Annotated in this window: 24 protein-coding genes; 6 read left to right on the top strand and 18 right to left on the bottom strand. The window is 41.9% G+C overall.

What is annotated here, in order from left to right; genetic code table 11:
- Positions 1-210 (top strand): hypothetical protein (locus tag NOM01_RS16475; RefSeq protein WP_255749667.1); only part of this gene is annotated, 210 nt, incomplete at its 5' end.
- Positions 211-405: 195 nt separating this feature from the next.
- Here the strand turns inward: NOM01_RS16475 and NOM01_RS16470 are convergent.
- From NOM01_RS16470 to NOM01_RS16460, 3 genes are read right to left on the bottom strand one after another with little or no spacing between them, the layout of a single operon-like run.
- Entirely contained in the window at positions 406-1,554 is a 1,149-nt protein-coding gene (locus NOM01_RS16470; protein ID WP_093671458.1) for a toxic anion resistance protein, read from the bottom strand.
- A 17-nt stretch (positions 1,555-1,571) separates the two neighbouring features.
- Positions 1,572-3,254, bottom strand: a complete 1,683-nt coding sequence (locus NOM01_RS16465; RefSeq protein WP_255749666.1) for a VWA domain-containing protein — start codon at positions 3,252-3,254, stop codon at positions 1,572-1,574.
- Positions 3,251-4,000, bottom strand: coding sequence for a hypothetical protein (locus NOM01_RS16460; RefSeq protein ID WP_255749665.1), 750 nt, complete (start codon positions 3,998-4,000; stop codon positions 3,251-3,253). Before NOM01_RS16460 ends, NOM01_RS16465 begins: the two co-directional genes overlap by 4 nt.
- Positions 4,001-4,459: 459 nt before the next feature.
- Between NOM01_RS16460 and NOM01_RS16455 the strand changes: the two genes are divergently transcribed.
- Together NOM01_RS16455 and splB are read left to right on the top strand one after the other, a co-directional pair.
- Positions 4,460-4,693: a transcriptional regulator SplA domain-containing protein gene (locus NOM01_RS16455; RefSeq protein WP_093671464.1), complete on the top strand. Its 234-nt coding sequence runs from the start codon at positions 4,460-4,462 to the stop codon at positions 4,691-4,693.
- Positions 4,694-4,710: 17 nt separating this feature from the next.
- Positions 4,711-5,739 carry a spore photoproduct lyase gene (splB, locus tag NOM01_RS16450; RefSeq protein ID WP_255749664.1) on the top strand — a complete coding sequence of 343 codons (1,029 nt, stop codon included), beginning with the start codon at positions 4,711-4,713 and terminating at the stop codon, positions 5,737-5,739.
- A 55-nt stretch (positions 5,740-5,794) separates the two neighbouring features.
- Here the strand turns inward: splB and NOM01_RS16445 are convergent, their stop codons facing one another.
- Positions 5,795-6,589, bottom strand: coding sequence for an alpha/beta fold hydrolase (locus NOM01_RS16445; RefSeq protein WP_255749663.1), 795 nt, complete (start codon positions 6,587-6,589; stop codon positions 5,795-5,797).
- Positions 6,590-6,718: 129 nt separating this feature from the next.
- On the opposite strand from NOM01_RS16445, the gene NOM01_RS16440 reads away from it, so the two are divergent.
- Positions 6,719-7,405: an alpha/beta hydrolase gene (locus tag NOM01_RS16440; RefSeq protein WP_255749662.1), complete on the top strand. Its 687-nt coding sequence runs from the start codon at positions 6,719-6,721 to the stop codon at positions 7,403-7,405.
- 83 nt (positions 7,406-7,488) lie between these two features.
- On the opposite strand, the gene NOM01_RS16435 is transcribed toward NOM01_RS16440, so the two are convergent.
- The 5 genes from NOM01_RS16435 to NOM01_RS16415 form a co-directional block, all read right to left on the bottom strand.
- Entirely contained in the window at positions 7,489-9,477 is a 1,989-nt protein-coding gene (locus NOM01_RS16435) for an ABC transporter permease (RefSeq protein ID WP_255749661.1), read from the bottom strand.
- Positions 9,467-10,234 carry an ABC transporter ATP-binding protein gene (locus NOM01_RS16430; RefSeq protein ID WP_255749659.1) on the bottom strand — a complete coding sequence of 256 codons (768 nt, stop codon included), beginning with the start codon at positions 10,232-10,234 and terminating at the stop codon, positions 9,467-9,469. Before NOM01_RS16430 ends, NOM01_RS16435 begins: the two co-directional genes overlap by 11 nt.
- 119 nt (positions 10,235-10,353) lie before the next feature.
- Positions 10,354-11,364, bottom strand: a complete 1,011-nt coding sequence (locus NOM01_RS16425) for a sensor histidine kinase (protein ID WP_255749658.1) — start codon at positions 11,362-11,364, stop codon at positions 10,354-10,356.
- A complete protein-coding gene (locus NOM01_RS16420; RefSeq protein ID WP_255749657.1) occupies positions 11,361-12,029 on the bottom strand; it encodes a response regulator transcription factor in 669 nt (222 codons plus the stop codon). Before NOM01_RS16420 ends, NOM01_RS16425 begins: the two co-directional genes overlap by 4 nt.
- Positions 12,030-12,101: 72 nt before the next feature.
- Complete coding sequence (locus NOM01_RS16415; RefSeq protein WP_255749656.1) at positions 12,102-12,917, bottom strand: AraC family transcriptional regulator; 816 nt, start codon at positions 12,915-12,917, stop codon at positions 12,102-12,104.
- Positions 12,918-13,129: 212 nt separating this feature from the next.
- On the opposite strand from NOM01_RS16415, the gene NOM01_RS16410 reads away from it, so the two are divergent.
- A complete protein-coding gene (locus NOM01_RS16410) occupies positions 13,130-14,557 on the top strand; it encodes an MFS transporter (RefSeq protein WP_255749654.1) in 1,428 nt (475 codons plus the stop codon).
- Positions 14,558-14,930: 373 nt separating this feature from the next.
- Here NOM01_RS16410 and NOM01_RS16405 read toward each other — a convergent pair whose 3' ends face one another.
- From NOM01_RS16405 to NOM01_RS16380, 6 genes are all read right to left on the bottom strand, one after another.
- The gene (locus tag NOM01_RS16405) at positions 14,931-15,671 is read right to left on the bottom strand and encodes a class I SAM-dependent methyltransferase (RefSeq protein ID WP_255749653.1); all 741 of its coding nucleotides are present in this window, start codon (positions 15,669-15,671) and stop codon (positions 14,931-14,933) included.
- 179 nt (positions 15,672-15,850) lie between these two features.
- Entirely contained in the window at positions 15,851-16,693 is an 843-nt protein-coding gene (locus NOM01_RS16400; RefSeq protein ID WP_255749652.1) for a metallophosphoesterase family protein, read from the bottom strand.
- A gap of 22 nt (positions 16,694-16,715) precedes the next feature.
- Positions 16,716-17,159, bottom strand: a complete 444-nt coding sequence (locus tag NOM01_RS16395; RefSeq protein ID WP_255749651.1) for a hypothetical protein — start codon at positions 17,157-17,159, stop codon at positions 16,716-16,718.
- 66 nt (positions 17,160-17,225) lie between these two features.
- Positions 17,226-17,702 (bottom strand): GNAT family N-acetyltransferase, encoded by a 477-nt coding sequence (locus tag NOM01_RS16390; RefSeq protein ID WP_255749649.1) that lies wholly within the window; start codon positions 17,700-17,702, stop codon positions 17,226-17,228.
- 18 nt (positions 17,703-17,720) lie between these two features.
- Positions 17,721-18,038 (bottom strand): YqfO family protein, encoded by a 318-nt coding sequence (locus tag NOM01_RS16385; RefSeq protein WP_255749648.1) that lies wholly within the window; start codon positions 18,036-18,038, stop codon positions 17,721-17,723.
- Between the two features lie 45 nt (positions 18,039-18,083).
- On the bottom strand, positions 18,084-18,452 hold the full coding sequence (locus tag NOM01_RS16380) for a MerR family transcriptional regulator (RefSeq protein ID WP_255749647.1): 369 nt from the start codon (positions 18,450-18,452) through the stop codon (positions 18,084-18,086).
- 81 nt (positions 18,453-18,533) lie between these two features.
- Here NOM01_RS16380 and NOM01_RS16375 point away from each other — a divergent pair, with 81 nt between their 5' ends.
- On the top strand, positions 18,534-18,914 hold the full coding sequence (locus NOM01_RS16375) for a carboxymuconolactone decarboxylase family protein (RefSeq protein ID WP_255749646.1): 381 nt from the start codon (positions 18,534-18,536) through the stop codon (positions 18,912-18,914).
- A gap of 86 nt (positions 18,915-19,000) precedes the next feature.
- On the opposite strand, the gene NOM01_RS16370 is transcribed toward NOM01_RS16375, so the two are convergent.
- The 3 genes from NOM01_RS16370 to NOM01_RS17335 form a co-directional block, all read right to left on the bottom strand.
- The gene (locus tag NOM01_RS16370) at positions 19,001-19,444 is read right to left on the bottom strand and encodes a GNAT family N-acetyltransferase (protein WP_255749645.1); all 444 of its coding nucleotides are present in this window, start codon (positions 19,442-19,444) and stop codon (positions 19,001-19,003) included.
- Between the two features lie 57 nt (positions 19,445-19,501).
- Positions 19,502-19,924, bottom strand: a complete 423-nt coding sequence (locus NOM01_RS16365) for a GNAT family N-acetyltransferase (RefSeq protein ID WP_255749644.1) — start codon at positions 19,922-19,924, stop codon at positions 19,502-19,504.
- A gap of 249 nt (positions 19,925-20,173) precedes the next feature.
- Entirely contained in the window at positions 20,174-20,350 is a 177-nt protein-coding gene (locus NOM01_RS17335) for an HAD hydrolase-like protein (RefSeq protein WP_370646190.1), read from the bottom strand.
- Between the last annotated feature and the right edge of the window lies 1 nt (position 20,351).

Below are 20,351 nucleotides of genomic sequence, written 5' to 3'. Positions count from 1 at the left end.
TTCAGAGAAAAGAATCAGCGTTCAGAGAAAAGAATCAGCGTTCAGAGAAAAGAATCAGCGTTCAACTTCTCCCCTCTTGGATTCGACTTTCCGATGGTTCGGTTCTACTTCGGGTCTTCGGTTCGACTTCTCCTCTCTTGGGTTCGACTTTGGTCGCGTTCGGTTCGACTTTCCGATGGTTCGGTTCTACTTTTTTCCTCGCTAGGTTGAACTTCAATATTCGGTCTAACACCTTCTCTTATAGGTTTACTGCGTTTCTTCCGTCTACTTTACACGAAAGACAGACTTCGGGGGAATGTCCTAGAATTTTTCTTTATCATGGACTACAACTGCCAAACCAGATTTCTGTAGAAAACAAACCGCCCTCCTGCTTAGGAAGACGGGTTTCATCATATTTCGTTCATTTTACAGGGATAGTTGTGACCCATTCTCAAACCGTTTGATTTGTTTCTCTCCGCTGTCTGCCAATTCTCTGAATTGGTTGATCGTTTCGCGCATCTTTGGCAGCGCTTCTTGCTTGTAGGCGCTGATTGAGTCAAGCGCGGAGAGCACATCAACGAATGCTGTTTTCAGCGTCTCCACTGAGACTCCGGTTTCCATCGCTTGTTTCTGGATGTCGGCACCCTGTTCTTTGAGCATCTTGGATGTTCCGGAAATGAACATGTTCGTTGTCTTATTCAACGATTCAATCTTGCTGAGTACGATTTTTTGATTATACAAGGCACTCGCAACCGTTACCGCATTGCGCAACGCGGACAGAGTTACTGTCTTTGCCCGTTCGACTCCGCGAATAAGCTCCTTGTTGTTACGCATGACTACTTCATAAGCGATAATTCCCTGCTGGTTGACGACCAGCATCTGCTGCATATCCATAACACGCTGCCGCAACGGAAAAAGGATTTCTTCGGTAACAAAGCGCACCTTTTCCGAATTCTCATCTTCACTCTTGGCTTGCTCTATGCTTACTTCAATGGAGTGATCCATCAATGAACCCAATTCGATATTCGTCTGCAGTTTCTTTGTGATTTCACGCAACGTCTGCTGTTCGAGGAGCAGCGTTTTATTATCGTCGGTTAGTACTCTTTTGCCTTTGTCGAGCGATTCAACGATGTCGCCGATGACCGCATCGGCTTTTTGGTACTTTTTAAAGTAAGCACGCAGCGGATTAAAAAGTTTGCCAAGAAAACCGGTTTTTGTGAAGTCGACAACGCTTGGATCAAGATCTTGCAGCTGCGTTTGTAACTCCGTTAACCCTTTTGCGACCGCACCACCTTCGTCACCCGACTTTGAAAGCTTGCCCACCGATACCTTCAGCAGAGAATTTTTGCTTGCTGAGCTTCTCAGTGTATCCAGGCCAAAGCTTTCAACGGATTGCAGCATTTCGGTTCGTTCACCAAATGAGGTGGTCGCTGTCGGATCAATCTTCATAATCTCAGCAACATTTTTATCCGCTGTTTCTTTGATTTTCTGCATTTCTTCTGATATAGGTTTTACTTGTTCCTCTACTTGAGCCTTAACCTCGTTTTCATTCACCACTTCCATTGAAAATCCCATCGACCGATCCCCTCTCCTTACAACTGTACGTTGAATAGGTTTTTAATTTTATAAATGACATCATCCGTGTCGGCGTTGATTGAAGCTGCTTCATTGATGTTTGAGACTTTTTCGAGATCCTTTAGATTGGCATTGTATCCAATGGTATAAATGGGCATTTTATATGCTTTTATTAAGCCTTTTACTTCATCGAGCGAATGGCCGCCGTTGGTTTCCCCATCAGTTAGGACAAAAATAATTGGTCTTGTATTTGGATTTTTCTTCATTTGGTCCTGAAGCATCCTAATTGCGACAATGATTCCGTCATAGGTTGCTGTCCCTCCACTAGCCTCTAAGCGCTCCACCGCACCAACGAATTTAGACTGTTGTTCAATCGTATACTTGCCGATTGGCAAATTAATTGATACATCATTTGCATAGGACACTAACCCAATGCTGTTCTGTCTTCCGAGATATTTTTGAGATTGCAGTAATGATTTCTTCAATTGATTGAGTGGTGCCCCGCCCATGCTGCCTGAAGTATCCGCGACAAAGACGGCCGAAATTGGTTTTTGAAGATCCTTCTTTTCTTTCCATAGCGCTTGAGCAGATGTAAGCGTCGCGCCGTCTACCCCGCTGTACTCTGATTTGTAATTTGCTTCATGATTAAACCCATATTTACTTCCCAATTCCTGATACTTCGTTTGCTTCGAAAAATCAGCGAATTTTTGCAAAATCTGTTTCTTTTCAGATGAGCTATTGCCTAAGGCATACAGCGGGCTGTCATGCCGAACCCCGAACGGCGTGAACGTATAATTTGCTTTGAGATCGGGCGCTTGGCTGAACGTCTGATACTCCATAACAAACCCGTCCAATGTACCTGATTTTGCAGCATCGCGCATCTGCAAGGTGGTCAGTGCCGTAAACGGAACGTTATTTTGGAATTTTTCAAAGCCGCTGACTGCTTTATTGCCAAGTAAGTTGCCGGCATCGAACGTATGCAGGATGCTAATCAATAAATTTAATCCGGTGGAACTTGCATAAGGATCTGTATACCCCATGGTTAATTCGTTATTTGCCATTGCCTTGATTACCGTTTTGGCATCAATTTTCCCATACTTCTTCTTAATTTCATTATACTTCGAATTTTTCAGCAAAATCCCAGGAACATTTCCGACCATACTCTTCGAAATCATTTCTATCTTTACACCACTAGCCTTTGTCATCTCACCCCATAGCTCATTCGATGGTGTGAAACCGTCCGGGATATATTTCTTTGATTTGATGTAATCGGTCGCCGTTCCTGATGCGATATTTCTGATCTTTACCGATACACGCTTCCCATCGACCGTTACGTTCGATTGATTAAAATCATCGGCTACTTTATTAATCCAACCATCCGCACCCGTACCCGATTTTTCTGTTGAAGAAAATATTTCAACAGAATCATTAGTCGTGTTTTTCACAGACACATCAAATTTATTAATTGATGGGAGCTCAGACGCAACGTTGGCCGGATTAAGATCAATGCTTCCTTTAACCGCTTTTTCCTTGGTTATGTCGATATCAGAATACATTTTATTCAATATCTTTACTTTGTTTTTATCCGTAACTTTTACGGGTTTAGAGTTCGAGGTCAGCGATACCCCGATAAAAACAATTGCGAACACAACGAGAAGAACAACTGCCCCGAGTCCAATAAACTTGCCCGTATTATTCATTCATAAGCCCCCTCAGAATTCTTGTAATACTTCGTCTGGCTAATCAATTGATTCATTTCCTGCATACAAGGCAGATTGTCAACTTCTGACACATCTACCGTGTTCAAGTTGGAAATTTCCAAAATCAATTTGTCTAAGCTTGTCAGCACTTCTTCATTGATGTTCTTAGATGACTTGACTGAATCAATGTAGTGATTAAATAATTGCATTTTATCTTCCATCACATCTGCTGAAAAATCGTTCGCAGCCCGCTTGATCTTCAAATAGTCTCCTTCGTCAAAGACGCTTACCTTGACAATAATATTTCTAATATTGACGTAGAAGAGTTTCTCAACATCGGAGACAGGAGCCATAAACTTCTGATAACTCAACTCTCCTTCACCAAAGCGATGTGCTAACGTTCTTTTTACCGTTTCTTTTTTCTTCTCTAAGCGCTCTGTTTGAGTTAAGACGGTGTCAATGTCATTGCCAAATACCCTACTGTCTTTAAATTCCCTTAACGATTCCAAATAATCTTCTTTTGTTTCCAATTGAGGTATACTTCCCGCACCACGCGGTTTGAAATAGATTAAATACAAGGCAGTCAGAATAGTCATCGCACTCGCCAATAATAGCGTTACGCCAAGAGCAGTCTGAAATGCGCTCTCACCGCCAATGGCAACGCCTAAAAACCCGGGAGATAGAAAAAAAATATCTATAACAACAACCCCTGCTAATAGCCCAGAAAATTTCCAAAATCGATTCACTGCGAGTCCCCCATCCTCACTGCTTATTGATGATATTCAATAGCACTTGATTGATGTATTTTTCTTTGCAATGGGAAAAAATGTACTAGAGAAATGCTTGCCAAACAGAACGCAGCTTAAATGCGTCGATGACAATGTTCGAGGAAATGACATCAGTACTGACTTTTACTTATTAGAAGAAAATCAGGAATTCAATCAACAATTACATGTTGTTGCGCAATTGCTTTCGTGTGCGATCACGAGTCGTGTAGATCTTTTAACTGCTTGATGCACTCGATTAGAAAGAAATGAATGGTCTTCCTTTATTTTACCAGACAATCATGATCTGTTCGCAACAATTTATCTGTTTATTAAAAAAATCTCTTTATTCACAGGCACTCTTGCCCCTCCCAACGCATAACCGAACCCATTTCGGACATAATCACAAAGGAAAAGAATGAGAAGTCAGGAGGGATAGCAATGAAAAAAGAGGAGACACAGGTTGGCGATCTTGTCTATGTCATTTGCCGAAATCCGCACACAGCAACCGCCACATTGATTCAGGAAGCAGAAGTAGTTGAAAATCCGAATAAAAAAGAGGACAAGGTGCTCTCCCTAAATGATATGTACTATGAATTTGCCGAGGATGATGCGGTGTTCCCAACGATCGACGACGCGAAACGCGTATATAAGCAAATATATGATGAAGATTAAGGAGATGCGCAGTACTCATGGTAAAGCCCTTTGTTCCCCAGCTTGTCTACATTGAGCCTCGTGCGTTGGACTACCCACTTGGTCAAACGCTAAAGGATAAATTTGAAAATATGGGGATCGAGATTCGTGAAACGACCTCGCATAATCAAGTGCGCAATCTCCCAGGGACTAATGACTTTCAAAAATACCGCAACGCCAAATCAACTTTGGTCGTTGGCGTGAGAAAAACCTTGGATTTCCAAAGCTCTAAACCTTCTGCAGAATATGCTTTGCCGCTTGCAACCGGATGCATGGGTCACTGCCACTATTGCTACCTGCAGACCACAATGGGATCGAAACCGTATATAAGAACTTATGTCAACGTCGATGAAATTCTCGAACGCGCCGATCAATACATGGCCGAACGAGCACCTGAGATCACACGATTCGAAGCGGCATGTACTTCTGACATCGTCGGCATTGACCACTTAACCCATTCTCTGAAAAAGGCAATCGAATTTTTTGGCGCGCGAGATCTCGGCGAGCTGCGCTTTGTGACAAAGTTCGCTCATGTGGATCATTTACTAGACGCGCGACACAACGGACGAACCCGATTTCGTTTCAGCCTCAATGATGCGTACGTGATTAAATTTTTCGAAGCAGGAACATCCCGCCTAGTTGAACGGATCGAAGCGGCAAAAAAGGTGTCTGATGCCGGCTATCCGCTCGGCTTTATTATTGCACCTATTTACATTCACGATGGCTGGCAGGAAGGCTACCGTCAGCTTTTTGAGACACTGCATGACCAGTTTCCGGAAAAAACGGCCGTTCCGATCACATTTGAACTCATCCAGCATCGCTTCACCGGTCCGGCCAAACGCGTGATTGAAAAGAATTACCCGAATTCAAAGCTGGTCATGGATAAAGAGGAACGCCGCTATAAATGGGGACGCTACGGGATCGGAAAATACATCTATCAAAAAGAAGATGAAGCACTTCTGCAAGAAACAATTGAAGGCTACATCCACCACTATTTTCCGGATGCTGAGGTGGCATATTTTACGTAAAACACATGCGCCGTGTTCATTTTGAACGGTATCCTGTGCTTTTTTTATTAGTTGATCAAATTTTCCACCGAATACCCTTAGCCGCTTTCTTTTTTACAAACTCTTTAATAAAGCTGTTTAGTTCTGACGCCGCCTTTGTTGGAATTTGGTGTTTGACGTTTTGAATCCATTTCAGTTCGTTATTCGGCAGGTGTTCATGCAGTATTTTTGCGTAACGAAAAAATCCGTGATCTTGGCGCCCAAAAATCAGTAATATCGGCAGTTGAATCTGATTCAAATGACGGGTGCAGGTGTAGGACAGACTGTATTGATAGTACTCGGCCACATTTTTCCCTGATCCTCGTCGTTCTTCCCGCAGCATTTTCCAAAACGAAGAAAGTGTAGCCATATTTGTTCCGGCAATATAGAAACCTAATAGAGAAAGCGCCTTGAAACGTGCGAGTGTCGCTGCCAGAACCAGTTTACTTTTTAATGCCGCGTTGCTGACTTCAGACAGTCCGCTGACCAGGATCCCGCCCAATGCCCGGTTTTGATACTTCAAGAAAAACTCGAGCGCGATTGATCCGCCGGTTGAATAACCGCAGACATAGGCCTGAGGAATGTTCAGATGATCAAGCAAATGCAGCATATCATCCGCGATGAGCGGGTAAGTCAAGACCTCATCTGTTGCTGAACTTCTTCCATGACCGCGTATGTCAAAAGTAATGATCTGATAACACTTAGATAGTTCCTTCATTTGATTTAAAAAATTGAAATGGGTCAGTAAAGGAGGATGAACGAAAAGAATCGGAATTCCTTGACCTTGAACGTTGTAGTAGAGTTGGCAATCATCTACCTTGAAATAGGACATCGCGGTCACCTCAGAGAAATGAATTGCACCTAATTTCCCCCAAACTGTTTGTTTTTATTCAATTTTTTTTGGGCAATCTGGAATGATGCACTGTGGACACGGCAGACTAGGAGGTAAGGAAGTGATTAAATGAAGCAACCATTATGCATTATTATTCATGGATTCGCCGGAAGTCCTTGGGAAGTGGAACCGCTGGCGCACGCGCTCGAACATTCCGGGTTTGAAGTCATCATCCCGCTTTTACCCGGTCACGATCGAGCCAAAAAGCATATGGAAAAAACCACTGCTCTGGACTGGCTGCAAGCGATTGAAAAAATGGTTATACAAGCAAAAGACGCCAAGAAAGAGATTCATCTGATTGGTTTTTCAATGGGTGCGATGATCGCCTTGATTACGGCTTCCCGTTATCCGATCTCGTCTCTGGTCTTGCTTTCTCCAGCTGTTTATGTGCTGACCCCTCATGTCTTCAAAATGAGACTGGATAGATTTCGTCACCGGAAGAAAAGGAGAACGGAAAACTACGATTCGCAATTCACTCAAAAGGTCCCGATTGCCAATGTCTTTCAGTTTCACAAGGTTGTCAGGCAGGCAAAACGAATTTTTCACACCATTCATGTCCCGATGTGTATCATTCACGGTGAACGAGATGAAACGATTGATCCAAAGAGCTCTGAACTGATTTTTCACGCGGCTGCTTCGGAAGAAAAAGAACTGCACTATCTGCCTCATGCACGGCATCACATTTGCCAAGGAGACGAGCGTGACAAGGTCATCCGTTTTGTGACTCTTTTTCTTAACAAGCATCGAACTTTATAATCCACAGGCATTTGGCTTATAAAAAAACAGGACCTGGTTTCTCAGCATCCTGAATTTTTGTTCGCTTTATTCAACTTTTTTGCTTACGCTCTTCTCGCATTTTTATTCACAATCGATTTAGAGTTAAAATAGGTAACAATAAAATAAGTGAGATAGATGACAAGCAGGATCGGAATCACCACATAGGCGGTTTTCCATATACTCTCGCTGCTGCCAATTACTTGATTCTGCGCGTCCATCGCCTTCAAACCGACAAAGGCATGGATCATCGCAACGCTGAGTGGCATGAAAAAGTAGATGGCGATCTGCGTGAACAATGCCTGATGTATCATTTTTCTGCCGGCGCCGAGCTGCTTGAGAACACCGTAACGATGAACATTATCCGCTGATTCCGCGAGCTGCTGCAAAGCCAGAATCGCGCAACCGGCGATCAGAAAGATTAAACCAAGATAGAGAATGGCGAAATTGACCATTAGATTGTTTCCCAAAATCGCATCTGCGATAAAAGCACGGGTCAGGACTCTCGTTTCTGCTGTCGGCTCCTCAAGAGCTTTTGTTTTTTTCTGCAGATCTGCCAGTTGTTCCACTTTGTTTCCTTCAAAATTAAAATTAATGATGGAATAAAAAGGCTTCATGCCGAGCACTTCATGATCCGGCACGACAACGCCGAGTGCGTATGAAGTACTGACCGAATTCTCTATCGTGGTCTGCTGCACCCTGCCTTTATTCCAAAAAGTTATTTTCTTTAAGGAACCTGGCGGATTGAGCTGCTTCACAACGCCAATGTCAGGAGTAATCAGCTTCCACTGATGGGTGGTTAAGTGAATCGGACGTTTTCCCTGCACACGCATCAGCTGATTATAGTCAGACAGCTTCATCGCCGGTATTGGTGCGTGGATATCATAAAGTTGATCCATTGACTTTCTTTGACTTTGATTCGTATAGGGAAGAAAGTCGCTTAATTTAAGAGGCGAGCCGTACAGCATAAAGGCATTCAAATGCTTTGAATAATCGTCAGGATTAATCCGTTTTTGCTCAAGCTGCTGCTTAAGTCCATCTAGTGTCCCTTTTCCTCTTATACTCACATCAAAAGCGGCAAATTGGTCGGTTGCCGCATTTAAACTTTTACTCAAGTTCACACCGATTGCAAGACCGGTGATCGAGAAAAACAGAAGTAATGTGACAAGCGAGATGGAAATCCATGCCGTATTCATTTTGCTGCTGATTTGACGCATGACAAACATATTCAAATGCCTGAAATACACATTTTTACTTATGCTCATGAACTTGAGCGCGAACCCGGCCAGTGAGAGAAAGAGCAGAAACGTGCCGATCATCCCGAATAAAATCGCATAGCCCATTTCCTTTGATACCGTATGCAACCCGTAATGATTGACCAGCCAGTAACCGCGCCCGATCAGAGTCACGCTACATGCAAGCAGAATTAAGTAACAATAAGACGGCCAATGTCTGATCCGCTGATTCTTACGTTCTCCGCGAATCAACTCAATCACGCGGTAACGCCCAATCACGACCGTATTGAAAATCATGACGCAAAGAAACATAGCGGCAAAATAAAGAATCGTTTTAATACCCGCTGCAGTAGAGAAAATAAAACGAATCGAGACTTGCAGATTACCAAGAGCTAGGCGCTGAATCAATGCCGCAAATCCTTGCGAGAGAAAGACGCCGACAATCAAGCCAATGATAAGCGAGACAAGACCGATCACGCAAGTTTCCAGAAACAAAAGCCCGGAAACCTTGCGTCTGCTCATACCAAGCGTTAAATAAATCCCCATCTCTTTTTTTCTTCGTCGAATTAAATAATTGTTGGCATAAATAAGCAGAAAGCCGAGAATCAACGAAATAAAAATGGATAAAAAGGTCATCACCATGTTGATCGCTGTGGCTATATCTGCGTTTTTCAAATGCATGACCCGGCCTAAAGCATCTTTTTGCGAAAGTGCGTTAAACACATAAAAAAGGCTGACAGCAACAATAATGGTCAGAAAGTAGACCGCATAGTCCTTATAACTGCGTTTCACGTTGCGCAGTGAGAGTTTAGCGAACATGCTCTGCGTCCCCTCCCATGACCGTTGTCACTTCAACAATACGATCGAAGAAATCCTTTCGGGAGTCATCACCGCGAACGAGTTCATGGAACAATTGTCCATCTTTGATAAATAAAATCCGCCGCGCATAGCTTGCCGTCACCAAATCATGAGTGACCATCACGATGGTTGCTTTCAGTTCTTCGTTCATTTTTGTCATGTGTTCAAGCAGCAACCGCGATGATTTCGAATCAAGTGCCCCGGTCGGTTCATCAGCGAGAACAAGCGAGGGCTCAGTCACAATCGCGCGAACAGCAGCGGCGCGTTGATTTTGTCCGCCTGATAATTCATAAGGAAACTTATTGAGGCAGCTCCCAATCCCCAAAAGATGCGCGATCTTGTGAATCTTCGGATCAAATTCAGAGTGCTTGATGCCTTGAATCGTAAAGGCGAGCGCAATATTTTCATAAATGGTCAAGGTGTCCAGTAAATTATAATCTTGAAAAATAAACCCTAGGTTCTCCCTACGAAAGGCGGCTAATTTTCCCCCTTTTAAATGAGTGATGTCCTGTCCTGAAATGAGAATGTGACCACTGGTTACGGTATCGAGCGTGGAAATGCAGTTCAGCAGCGTCGTCTTACCACTCCCGGACGGTCCCATGATGCCGACAAATTCTCCTTCCGATACGGTTAGCGAAAGATCATCAATCGCTTTGGTTAAATTTCGCTTATTTCCGTAATATTTTTCAATATGTGTGACTTCAAGTACATGGGCCATTTTCGATCCAACTCCCCTCATCTGATGCGTTCAGTATGGCAGGAAATCTGAGGCCGTTCCAGCGAACTCGCGATCATAAACGAACAAAACTGTTCGTTATCTCCAGCAGAAACATCGCGTTATTCATAGGGGTTGCGTTGCGGAATAATCACTGAGGCTGTTGTCCCCACTCCATTTTTCGAATCAATCACGAGATTAAAACCTAATTTTTCACAAAGTTTATCTGCCAAATACAAGCCCATGCCGGTCGATTTCCCATTCATCCGTCCGTTCTCTCCGGTGAACCCTTTTTCAAAAACGCGCTCTAGATCACGTTCCGAAATACCCGAACCATTATCAATGACCCGCAAAGCGACGGAATTCTGGCTGCGGACTGCTTCAATTCGAATTCGCGGATCACGGCCGGATCTATATTTAATGGCATTGGTCAGCAACTGCCCCAAAATAAACATCAGCCATTTCGGATCGACCGCAACCCGTTCATCAAGTGGTCCACAGTCCAAATGAACATGCGCGCTGATAAACGCATGCCGATGCTTCTGGACCGTTTGTTTCACCAGCGCATCAAGGCTGCAGGTCCGAATTACATAATCATGAGCCACATCGCTGCTGCGCGCATAATAAAGCACCTGCTCAAGCAGTTGTTCCACTTTTTCCAGTTCGTCACGTACACTGTCGGTTACCATTGATCGATGATTTTCAAGAGTCAGTTGGCTTGATGCGAGTGGTGTTTTCACCTCATGCAGCCACAATTCGATGTATTCTTTGTAATCCTTCATCGTAAATTTGTACCGATTAATTTCTTCGATCATGGCTTTATTAGTCATTTTCACAAGATCATATAGCGCCCTTCCCTCTGCAAAATCCGGATGTTCAATAACCTCGGCAATCAGATACTTCTGATCGAGCCACTCAACCTGCTGCGCAACCTGCATGAAAAAATGCCGTCTCTTCCGGTAATCGAAAGCAATGCATGCCAAAACCGCCGCAAGTCCCATAACCGCGACCAACGCATATATCCAGAAATTAATCGCAAAAAGCGCAAACACGCCGCCAAACAAAACAAATGAAAACATAAGAGACAGAAGAAGCGGCAGGCGTTCTTTTAAATAATCGCTGAGCTCGATCATAGCCGGTATCCGACCCCTCGTTTGGTCTGAATGCTCGGTTCTGCGTGAATTTCGTTCATTTTGCGTCTTAAGCGGTTAACGTTCACCGTTAAAGTATTGTCGTCTAAAAATTGATGATTGTTCCAGAGATCGTCCATCAGCTGTTCACGCGTGACAATCCTTCCCTGCTCCCGCAAGAGACATGCAGCGATTCGATATTCATTCTTTGATAGTTCACAGGACTGCTCCCCACAAATTAACAGCATCTTATTTGCATCAAGTGAGAAGTTGCCGTAATTAAGAACAGAAGCTTGTGCACCATCTTGCATCACTCTACCGGCCAATGATGCAACACGCGCCAGCAAAATCTGTGTATTAAACGGCTTGGTTACAAAATCATCGGCGCCAAGATTCATGCTCATCAGCTCGTCCATTTCTGCATTCCTGCTCGTCACAATGATGATCCCCATTTTCGATTGCTTCCTAATGGAGCGGCATATGTAAAAGCCGTCATAATAAGGCAAATTAATGTCCAACAGAAGAATATCCGGATTGGCGGACAACACCTCATCCACAACATGATCAAACTGCGTTGTGCGCGCTACTTCATAACCATATCGTTCAAAGAATAGTCGCAGTTCATCGCGAATTTTCTCATCATCTTCAACAATCATTAGTTTCGTCATGCAGTCACCGCCTCTTTCGTTCCTTGTTATCAGTATAGAGGAGATAGGGAAGAGAAGAAAATACGATTCAAATTATAAAGATGATTGTCCGCTATGTGTTACCCTGTATTCCGTAGGAGAAGTGCTATAGTACCTTTTAAACAGACGACTAAAATAATTCACACTATCAAAGCCACATTTCAGTGCAATTTCAGTGATATTGAAACTTGTTTGTTCCAGTAAAGAGACTGCATGCTCAAGTCGTACCCCATTGATGTAATCCGTTGTCGTTTTTCCCACTACTTGTTTAAACGTGCGACAAAAATGGCTCGTGCTTAATGACACGACTTCGGCAAGTTCCCCTAAACTAATTTTTTCATCATAACTGTTTTCAATGATCTGAAATACATCATCAAAACGTTTTAATGTTCGTTTTTTTATTTCAAGTTCCTTTTTTGTCAAAATTTTATCAACATGTCCACGGAGCAGCAGCACAACAATTTGGTAAATAAGCCCCTTTATTGCAAGTCCATAACCGATTTCTTGTTCAACATGTTCTCGAAGTATCCTTGTCACACAGTTTACGAATTGTTCATCACGCTCAATCAGATTCTGGAAAGTGATCTGATTGAGCGCTAAAGGTGTAAGATATTTCGTTTGCAATAAATCAACTTGATTGCTGAACAGGAAGCTTGGGTTAATACGGATGATATAACATTTAAGGTCATCAGACAGGCTTTCCAGAAAGTGTAATTCATTGCTGTTAACAAGAGCAATATTGCCGGATGATACGTTAAATCGTTTGTGACCGCACTCCAGAACCGCCCTGCCTGCCATAAAATAATAGAGTTGTAAATGTTCATGCCAATGTCTTTTAAAATTCTCGCCATGCTTCAAGTCACTTTTCAAGAAAATATCAACGCCAAAATGGTCAATGGGCATTTTTCTGGTAAAATAACTGTCCTCTCCAATCATTTATTCACCTCATATCAAAATCGTACAAACAATCATCAATACAGTTCTTTCGTACTTAACTTTATTTAACTACTATAGAACATGCAAGCATCATTTTAAACAGCAAAATGATGCTAATCAATAAATACAAAGAAGGTTATTTATGTATGCAAGAACAAGCCTTAATCCGTCGAAACAGAACAGGGATCACTCTATTTGTCATTGTCGCAATGACATTTATGGCCACGCTGGATTCCAGCATCGTTAATGTAGTGCTGCCAACTATGGCAGAAAAAATGAATGTTCCACTCTCGTCTATTGAATGGGTCGTTGCAAGTTATTCCATCATTATTTGCTCCACACTCCTATTTTTTGGACGGCTCGGAGATATCATTGGAAAATCAAACGTATTTCAGTGGGGCACTGTTTTGTTTACCCTAGCTTCCTTGTTGTGTGGGCTGTGCCAATCTTTCACCTCCCTGATCATTTGCCGTTTTATTCAAGGAATTGGTGCTTCGGCCTATATGGCCAACAACCAAGGCATTATTACAAGCCTATTCTCAAAAGAAGGCCGCGGCAAAGCGCTCGGTATTTTGGTTGCCTCTGTTGCACTGGGGACGATGATTGGACCTCCCGCAGGCGGTTTTATCGTGTCCGTATTAAACTGGAATTTCATCTTTTGGATCAATGTACCAATTGGTATCGCTGTCTTTCTCATGGGGTTGAACTATCTGCCCAAGAGTACCCGAACTAACGAGCAGATGGACAAAATGGGAGCAACGCTTCAATTTGGAGGAACCGTTCTGTTGTTTGTCGCGCTAATTGAGGCCCAGAAAATAGGATTCACCAATCCGTATATACTAATGACCATCCTTTTGTCTCTTCTTTTAATCGCATGGTTTATCAGATTTGAAAAGAAACAGAGTCAGCCGCTCCTTGAACTTACCATTTTCATAAACATGCACTTTTCATTAAATCTCATCTGCGCGCTCACTTCATTCATTTGTATTGCCGCTTCCATTATTTTATTGCCGTTTTATCTTCAGGATACATTGAAACTGACGTCGGCACAGACCGGGTTGTTTATGATGATTTCTCCATTTATTTTGGCCATTCTCTCACCTTTGAGTGGTACACTTTCTGATAAGATTGGATCGGAAATCATGTCCCTGATTGGGTTGCTATTTATGGGCTCCGGCTTTTTTCTCATGTCGCGGTTATATGAGCACTCTTCCTTTGTATCTTGCGCACTTTCTGTCTCAATCATGGCAGTGGGGCAAGCTCTATTTCAACCGGCGAATAATTCATTAATTATGTCTGCCAGCCCTAGAGATAAACTGGGGATCGTTGGCAGCATCAGTTCGCTCGTTCGCAACCTTGGACAAATTGTCGGAATAACACTTTCTACAACATTATTGTACGGTTTCATGAGTTGGAAAATACGTTACCCCGTTTCCGATTATGTAAAGGGAAGAGACGATGTATTCGTCTATGGAATGAATCATGTATACTTCATACTATTGGCAATTTGTTGTCTCGGCGCCTCATTGACGGCTGCTAGGCTCTATCATGTGAAGGCAACTAGTAAGCGATGATTCTCTATAAAAAATAAGGTGACCTTTTGAGAACCCCCTGTATGACAAGTAATTTTGTTGCCAAATGAATCACTTACCGATATAAAAGACATGTAAAGAACAAAAACTGGAACATAATAAAAACCATACGGATCTGATTATCCGCATGATTTATTAGAAATCAAGTACTATCCGCAATGAGTAGACCCGTGCACAAAACTTCATTAATGGATCAACCAATCCGTCCGGCTACCATGTATAGCATAGGGACGGATTTTTCTAAATGACAAGGTGAGAAAAATCAACAGAGCAAACCGATTCATGAGACTAAGTCCCTGAAACATTGTCATGTGCGCCCCTTGGCATCGGAAACAACGAGACTAATAATCATGAATCACGAATTAATTTTTGCTTTGGTTGCTTTAATTAAATAGGTTGACAGCCACGGTCCCGTCCACCAGCCGATCCATCCGGTATTTTGACGGCTTAGATTTTTAAATGGGAGGGATTGAAGTGTCCGCATGTATTCCTTAGTTTTACTAATATCAACAATGATTAATGTTCCTCCAGGTTTCAACACTCTCGTTGCTTCACGAAGTGCATGGTCTCTTCCTTCTTTGCTTTTTATATTATGTATTGCTAAGCTGCTAAAGATAAAGTCAAAGCTTTCATCTTGCAAGGGAAGTTCCGTCATGTCTGCTGTTATTAATTGAATTTTATTTGATACATTTTCTATCAATGCATTCTTTTCCGTTGCATGCATATCATTGCCGGATTGGTCGACTTTCCGCCACAAATCGACCCACACGGCTTCCCCACTCCCTCCAAGAAATTTGGCAGCTTTAATTAAAACAGCACCATGCCCACATCCCAAATCCAATATTCTTGCATTTTCGGGTAGTCTTAACTTCGCAAAAACATTGCCCCAAATGAAGAATTTTCCCCTTAAAGACGTGTGCAAGTGGAAGCCTGCACCAATCAGCATAAATAGTGCATAGATTAAAATCCAGTATCCTGATTTTTGATCGTGAATCAACTCAATAATTGATATAAATAGAGCGCCACAACCAACTAGAACATATACTATAGGAACCATAGGTGCATCAATTCCATAATGAGTTCGATGTTGCTCCAATGACCATCACCCCTTTAATTATTATCTGAATAAGGCATCACCTTCTTTTAATGCTCGAAGACAGAAACATGAACTGAATAAGCTTTGAATTAGAGCATGCAAAGTAGTGAACGGATACGATAATCCTTCTAAAATTATCATACTGCTTTATTTCGATGAACAGGTCTGTCCGTCATCAGTCAATGCAAATTTTTTAAGAACTTACGAACATCTTGTGCGAAACCGTAACGTTGGTTGATTTCTTTTAAAAAGGCTTTGTCATGTGTATGCGTTTTGCCGGTTTCCAGTTGTTCTTTATACAAAGTAAGGTAAGGAATATTCTTCCGTTTTGCTTCTTGAAGTTCTTTGTTTACGTCATAGCCGACTTTTCTGAAGTTGACTTGCGCCACACCTTGTTCATCAATTTCAAGAATGGCATACTGTGCGCGCCGATCAGCGCGGTGTTTCGCCCACTTGAAATAGGGCTGTCCCACAGAACCCGGGTTTATGATCAGCCGGTCATCACTGCTGTACCGCAACATCTGATGATGCACATGAGCGTAAATGGCAACATCACAGTGAGATTGTGTAAAAAGGTGGTCAAAATTTTGTTGCGTTTGATCCGGTGCCAAATCGCCGCCATAATTTTTATCCGGCAAGTTATGTGCGATGCTGATATTAAGTCCATTGACTGTCTTCGTTGTATGTAAAGGCAGACGCTTGATCATTTCTATTTGCGCGTTCTTTAAGGTTTCACATTGGTATTGAACAAGTCTTGTGACATAGATATCTGAGGGATCATTGAGGTCAACTTCCCCCGCAAGTACTTCTAGAAGGCAGTCTTCCCAGTTTCCTTTTACATAAGCGGACACATTGATACTTTTCAGCAGTGCCAATAGATCAGACGAACCTGGCCCGGGCATGAAGAGATCTCCTAAAAACCAATAATCAGTGACCTTTTCATGAATGGAGTCTTCAATGACCGCTTTTAATGCAGTTATATTTCCGTGAACATCGGCAAACAAGGCTATTTTGTGGTTCATGCTCTCTCCACCTCTCCTACCATTATTCCCGCCCCCCGGCACCGGGCATGTCAAACGACTTCTTGATAGTTGAAAAGCGTTCTCCATTGAGAGAGATTTCTTTCAAATCGGATGGGTTTCTCACATGCAACGTAATCTGTGTCGTTTTACTTCCTGCATAGATGAGATTCTTTGAAGTATAAAGGTTTAAGGAGAGGGTGCTTGAGGGCTGTAATTGTGCAAGCTTTACCTTAACGGATGAAGGAACTGAACCGGTAATGGAAACATAGTCGTATGATTTCGTGCTCTTTCGGACCACTACATGATAATCAATTTTTGCCTCTGTTAGTTTAAATGATTGAAGATGATCCTTAACGCGTATTTGTTGCTTCACTTTGGCTAATGTGTCAAACGATGTGAAGATCTTAATAATAAGGACGGCTGCCAAAACACATACAAGGCCGACAATAATGAAACGTTTTTTCATCGTTTATAACCTCCCTAGACTATTACTGTCGGTGCAGCTGAAAAACACGTCGGTTGGTGATGCCTCTCAGCTTTTGCCCCGAAAGACACTTATAGAGTAATTCGCTTCCGGATAATCCCCGAGATAGTCAAACCCATGCGTTTTGTAAAACGTTTTGAGCCTGTCATTGCCTGCCCAGCAATCTAGATAAACCGGTTTATGCTGTTTTTCAGCATAAATAAGCGCAAATTTCATAATCTTAGCTCCAAAATTCTTCCTTTGATATTCAGGTGAAAGTGCAACTTTGCTGAGATAAAAACTTTGTGGATTTATGGTGCATGTACTGATCGCATCAATTTCACTGATAAAAAAAGTACCGATCACATGATTTCCAAGCGTTAGCATAAAAGCTTGATTTTGTTTTAATGCTTCCTCTATCGGTTCTTGATCCCATGGGTAATTCCACTGATTCACACCTTTTTCCTGCAGGTCTCTTGACACCTCGTTAAGAATAGTCAGGATTTGTGTGAGATCACTAGGTTTTGCAGCACGTATATTCATCATCATTCACCTTTTCTTATGTCACAGCAAAGGAATGACATTTATAATGGGTTCTTCATATGGATGAACAGCTTTAATGATCGTTTTGACACCATCGATTTGCTCAAATTGACATCTAAATTCCATTTTGCATTCGGTCCCAGCAGATAGTTTACCTACTTCTCCATCATAGGGATTGGCTCCTTCGAGCGGTCGCCAATAACCCTTAACTTCTGAATATGAGATAACGTTGTCATAGTTCCCCACTGTAAGAATACCGGCTTCATTTAATCGATTCCTAAGCGAAGCAATAAAACGTTCAGGTATAAGCACTTCTATTTTACATGTATTAACTTCCATTTTTCTGTCTCCTGCTGTAGTGAGGCTCACATTGCGCTGCCTAACTCATTGTTTATGATCGGCAATCATTGCTTCATAAGTTTCTATTTTCTTGTCTAGATGCCCCAAGTTATCTTCGAACTTTTCTATTTGTTTGATCATGGAGTGTCGGTGCGCCCGCAGCATCTCCATTCTTTCTTTCAACGTGACATCCCCTTCCTCCCGTAATCGCGCATATTTTTTTATCTTCCGAATCGGCATTGCTGTTTCTTTAAGTCTGAGTATGAAGTCAACCCACATTTTATCTTTGTCCGTGTACTGTCTTTGATTGCTCCTATTTCTGTCCGGATGGACGAGTTTTTCTTTTTCGTAGTAGCGAAGTGTATCGACGCTTAAACTTGTTAACTTGGAAAATTCGCCAATTGAGTAAACCATAAAAAGTCCTCCTTGATGCCTTGACATGGAGTTAACTCCAGCCATTACACTTTCATTGTACCAAAAAAGGAGATGGAAGAATTGGAAAAAAGTCGTTATGCAGCAGGTTTAGAAAAATTAAATGAAGTAGATGGAAATGCTGGTGAGATGGTTATACAATCCTTGAAGGATATTGCGCCAGACCTCGGAAAATTTATTATTGAGTTTGCTTTTGGCGATATTTACACTCGCCCTGAGTTGGATTTAAGACAGCGCGAGCTGATCACGCTGAGCAGTCTCGCTTCGATTGGCGGAACGGAAAATCAGTTGCGCGTACACATTAACGGCGCATTGAATGTCGGCATCACCGCAAAAGAGATCTCTGAAATTTTTATTCAATGCGTCCCCTATGTCGGATTTCCAAGAGCGCTGAATGCTGTTTCCGTAGCTAAGGAAGTCTTCAAAGAAAGAAAATTGATTTAAGCAAGGCCCCAGCAATTTACTTTGAAAAAGGTAAATTGCTTTTTTGTTTTTTATGTTTCCGAAACGATACGAGTGTCTGCCAAAACTTATTTAATCTCATAAATCATTAGATAGCCATCTAAACCAAGTCGATTGTCATGATAGTTACCGCCAATATCTTCAAATCCATTTTTTTGATAAAACCCATGGGCAGTTGACCTGGCATTTACTTTGATTTGTTTAAAATTTTTGCTTTTTAAATCTTCAATCGCATAGTTCAGCAGTTTTGAACCTATTCCCTGTCTTTGAAAATCATGGTCAACTGCAAAAGCAGTCAAGTGAGCCACTTGGGGTGCTTCAACAAAAATGCTAAACGTAGCAATGATCTTGTTATCCATTAAAACCGCATAGAAATCATTATCTTTTTCAATAGACAAATTTTCGCTGTAAATATCTTTCCCGATTGGTTTTCTTAAAACCTTATTTCTTAGCGCTAAAGCCTGTCTATAATAATCGTGATCAAGCGTTTTGTATTTGATCGTTCTCATCATCTGTTTCCCTGCCCCTTCTTGGATCATACTATAAACGTTTCGACAGGATCGCATCTCTTATTTTTCATATCTCTTCTGCAAAAAGTATTGGTTAAATCCCTTTGGATGATTTTCAAGAGTACCAAAAACTGTATACCCATGTTTTATATAAAATTCTGGTGCTTGGAAACTAAATGTATCAAGATAGACAAATCTACATCTATTTTTCAAAGCGTAATTTTCCATCTCTTTTAACAATGCACTTCCATAGCCTTTGCCTCTGACACGTTTATGAACCCACAAAAAATCTATATGTAAATGATGCCAAAACATAGTTCCTGTAATTCCACCAACAATTTTTTGCCCTTCATCCTTTAAAATAAAGCTTACGTTTTCATTCGATGTTTTCAGTTCATCAGGAATTTGTTCCATATTATGTTCGATTACCTTTTTCTTAATAAATTCACTATCACTTTGCTTCCATTGTTGGATTATTTTCAAAAAATCACCTTCCTGAATAATGTAAGGTTATAACTGAGAAGCGCTGTTCGTTCACATCTTCCATCTACTGCATCACGGTTATTGATTTTTAATCAATAACATCTTTTTCATGACATTAATTAGTCTACTTGAAGCGTCGATACTATAAAGAAAGAAAACTTGACAGTCTTCAGATAATGCTCTGGGATTCACCTTTTCCTCCGCTAATCTCTTTAACTCACTGAAATCCATTTGTTAGTCCTTCGTTCCTTATTGTTTTTTGTGCAACATTTTCCTTAGGTCATCAACGGCTCGAACGGTCATTGTCGGCACATAGTCCGAATTCTTCGGCTTCTGCAATCGAGCCATCCCTTGCAGAACGCGGATTGTTTTCATCCTGAGCTTGTTCGCCGGATAAATGTCGAAATCCAGCCGATCGCCAACCATA

The organism is Sporolactobacillus sp. STSJ-5, assembly GCF_024385605.1.
GTDB lineage: Bacteria > Bacillota > Bacilli > Bacillales > Sporolactobacillaceae > Sporolactobacillus.
Note: the sequence above shows the minus strand (reverse complement) of the source record. Positions and strands in the feature narration are given on the sequence as shown.

What these genes read in the sequence shown, in the direction of transcription:
- NOM01_RS16470 (WP_093671458.1), bottom strand. Translation starts at nt 1,554, where the DNA reads ATGGGATTTTCAATGGAAGTGGTGAATGAAAACGAGGTTAAGGCTCAA.
- NOM01_RS16440 (WP_255749662.1), top strand. Translation starts at nt 6,719, where the DNA reads ATGAAGCAACCATTATGCATTATTATTCATGGATTCGCCGGAAGTCCT.
- NOM01_RS16430 (WP_255749659.1), bottom strand. Translation starts at nt 10,234, where the DNA reads ATGGCCCATGTACTTGAAGTCACACATATTGAAAAATATTACGGAAAT.
- NOM01_RS16400 (WP_255749652.1), bottom strand. Translation starts at nt 16,693, where the DNA reads ATGAACCACAAAATAGCCTTGTTTGCCGATGTTCACGGAAATATAACT.
- splB (WP_255749664.1), top strand. Translation starts at nt 4,711, where the DNA reads ATGGTAAAGCCCTTTGTTCCCCAGCTTGTCTACATTGAGCCTCGTGCG.
- NOM01_RS16435 (WP_255749661.1), bottom strand. Translation starts at nt 9,477, where the DNA reads ATGTTCGCTAAACTCTCACTGCGCAACGTGAAACGCAGTTATAAGGAC.
- NOM01_RS16465 (WP_255749666.1), bottom strand. Translation starts at nt 3,254, where the DNA reads ATGAATAATACGGGCAAGTTTATTGGACTCGGGGCAGTTGTTCTTCTC.
- NOM01_RS17335 (WP_370646190.1), bottom strand. Translation starts at nt 20,350, where the DNA reads ATGGTTGGCGATCGGCTGGATTTCGACATTTATCCGGCGAACAAGCTC.
- NOM01_RS16445 (WP_255749663.1), bottom strand. Translation starts at nt 6,589, where the DNA reads ATGTCCTATTTCAAGGTAGATGATTGCCAACTCTACTACAACGTTCAA.
- NOM01_RS16455 (WP_093671464.1), top strand. Translation starts at nt 4,460, where the DNA reads ATGAAAAAAGAGGAGACACAGGTTGGCGATCTTGTCTATGTCATTTGC.
- NOM01_RS16410 (WP_255749654.1), top strand. Translation starts at nt 13,130, where the DNA reads ATGCAAGAACAAGCCTTAATCCGTCGAAACAGAACAGGGATCACTCTA.
- NOM01_RS16425 (WP_255749658.1), bottom strand. Translation starts at nt 11,364, where the DNA reads ATGATCGAGCTCAGCGATTATTTAAAAGAACGCCTGCCGCTTCTTCTG.
- NOM01_RS16420 (WP_255749657.1), bottom strand. Translation starts at nt 12,029, where the DNA reads ATGACGAAACTAATGATTGTTGAAGATGATGAGAAAATTCGCGATGAA.
- NOM01_RS16395 (WP_255749651.1), bottom strand. Translation starts at nt 17,159, where the DNA reads ATGAAAAAACGTTTCATTATTGTCGGCCTTGTATGTGTTTTGGCAGCC.
- NOM01_RS16370 (WP_255749645.1), bottom strand. Translation starts at nt 19,444, where the DNA reads ATGATGAGAACGATCAAATACAAAACGCTTGATCACGATTATTATAGA.
- NOM01_RS16380 (WP_255749647.1), bottom strand. Translation starts at nt 18,452, where the DNA reads ATGGTTTACTCAATTGGCGAATTTTCCAAGTTAACAAGTTTAAGCGTC.
- NOM01_RS16385 (WP_255749648.1), bottom strand. Translation starts at nt 18,038, where the DNA reads ATGGAAGTTAATACATGTAAAATAGAAGTGCTTATACCTGAACGTTTT.
- NOM01_RS16390 (WP_255749649.1), bottom strand. Translation starts at nt 17,702, where the DNA reads ATGATGAATATACGTGCTGCAAAACCTAGTGATCTCACACAAATCCTG.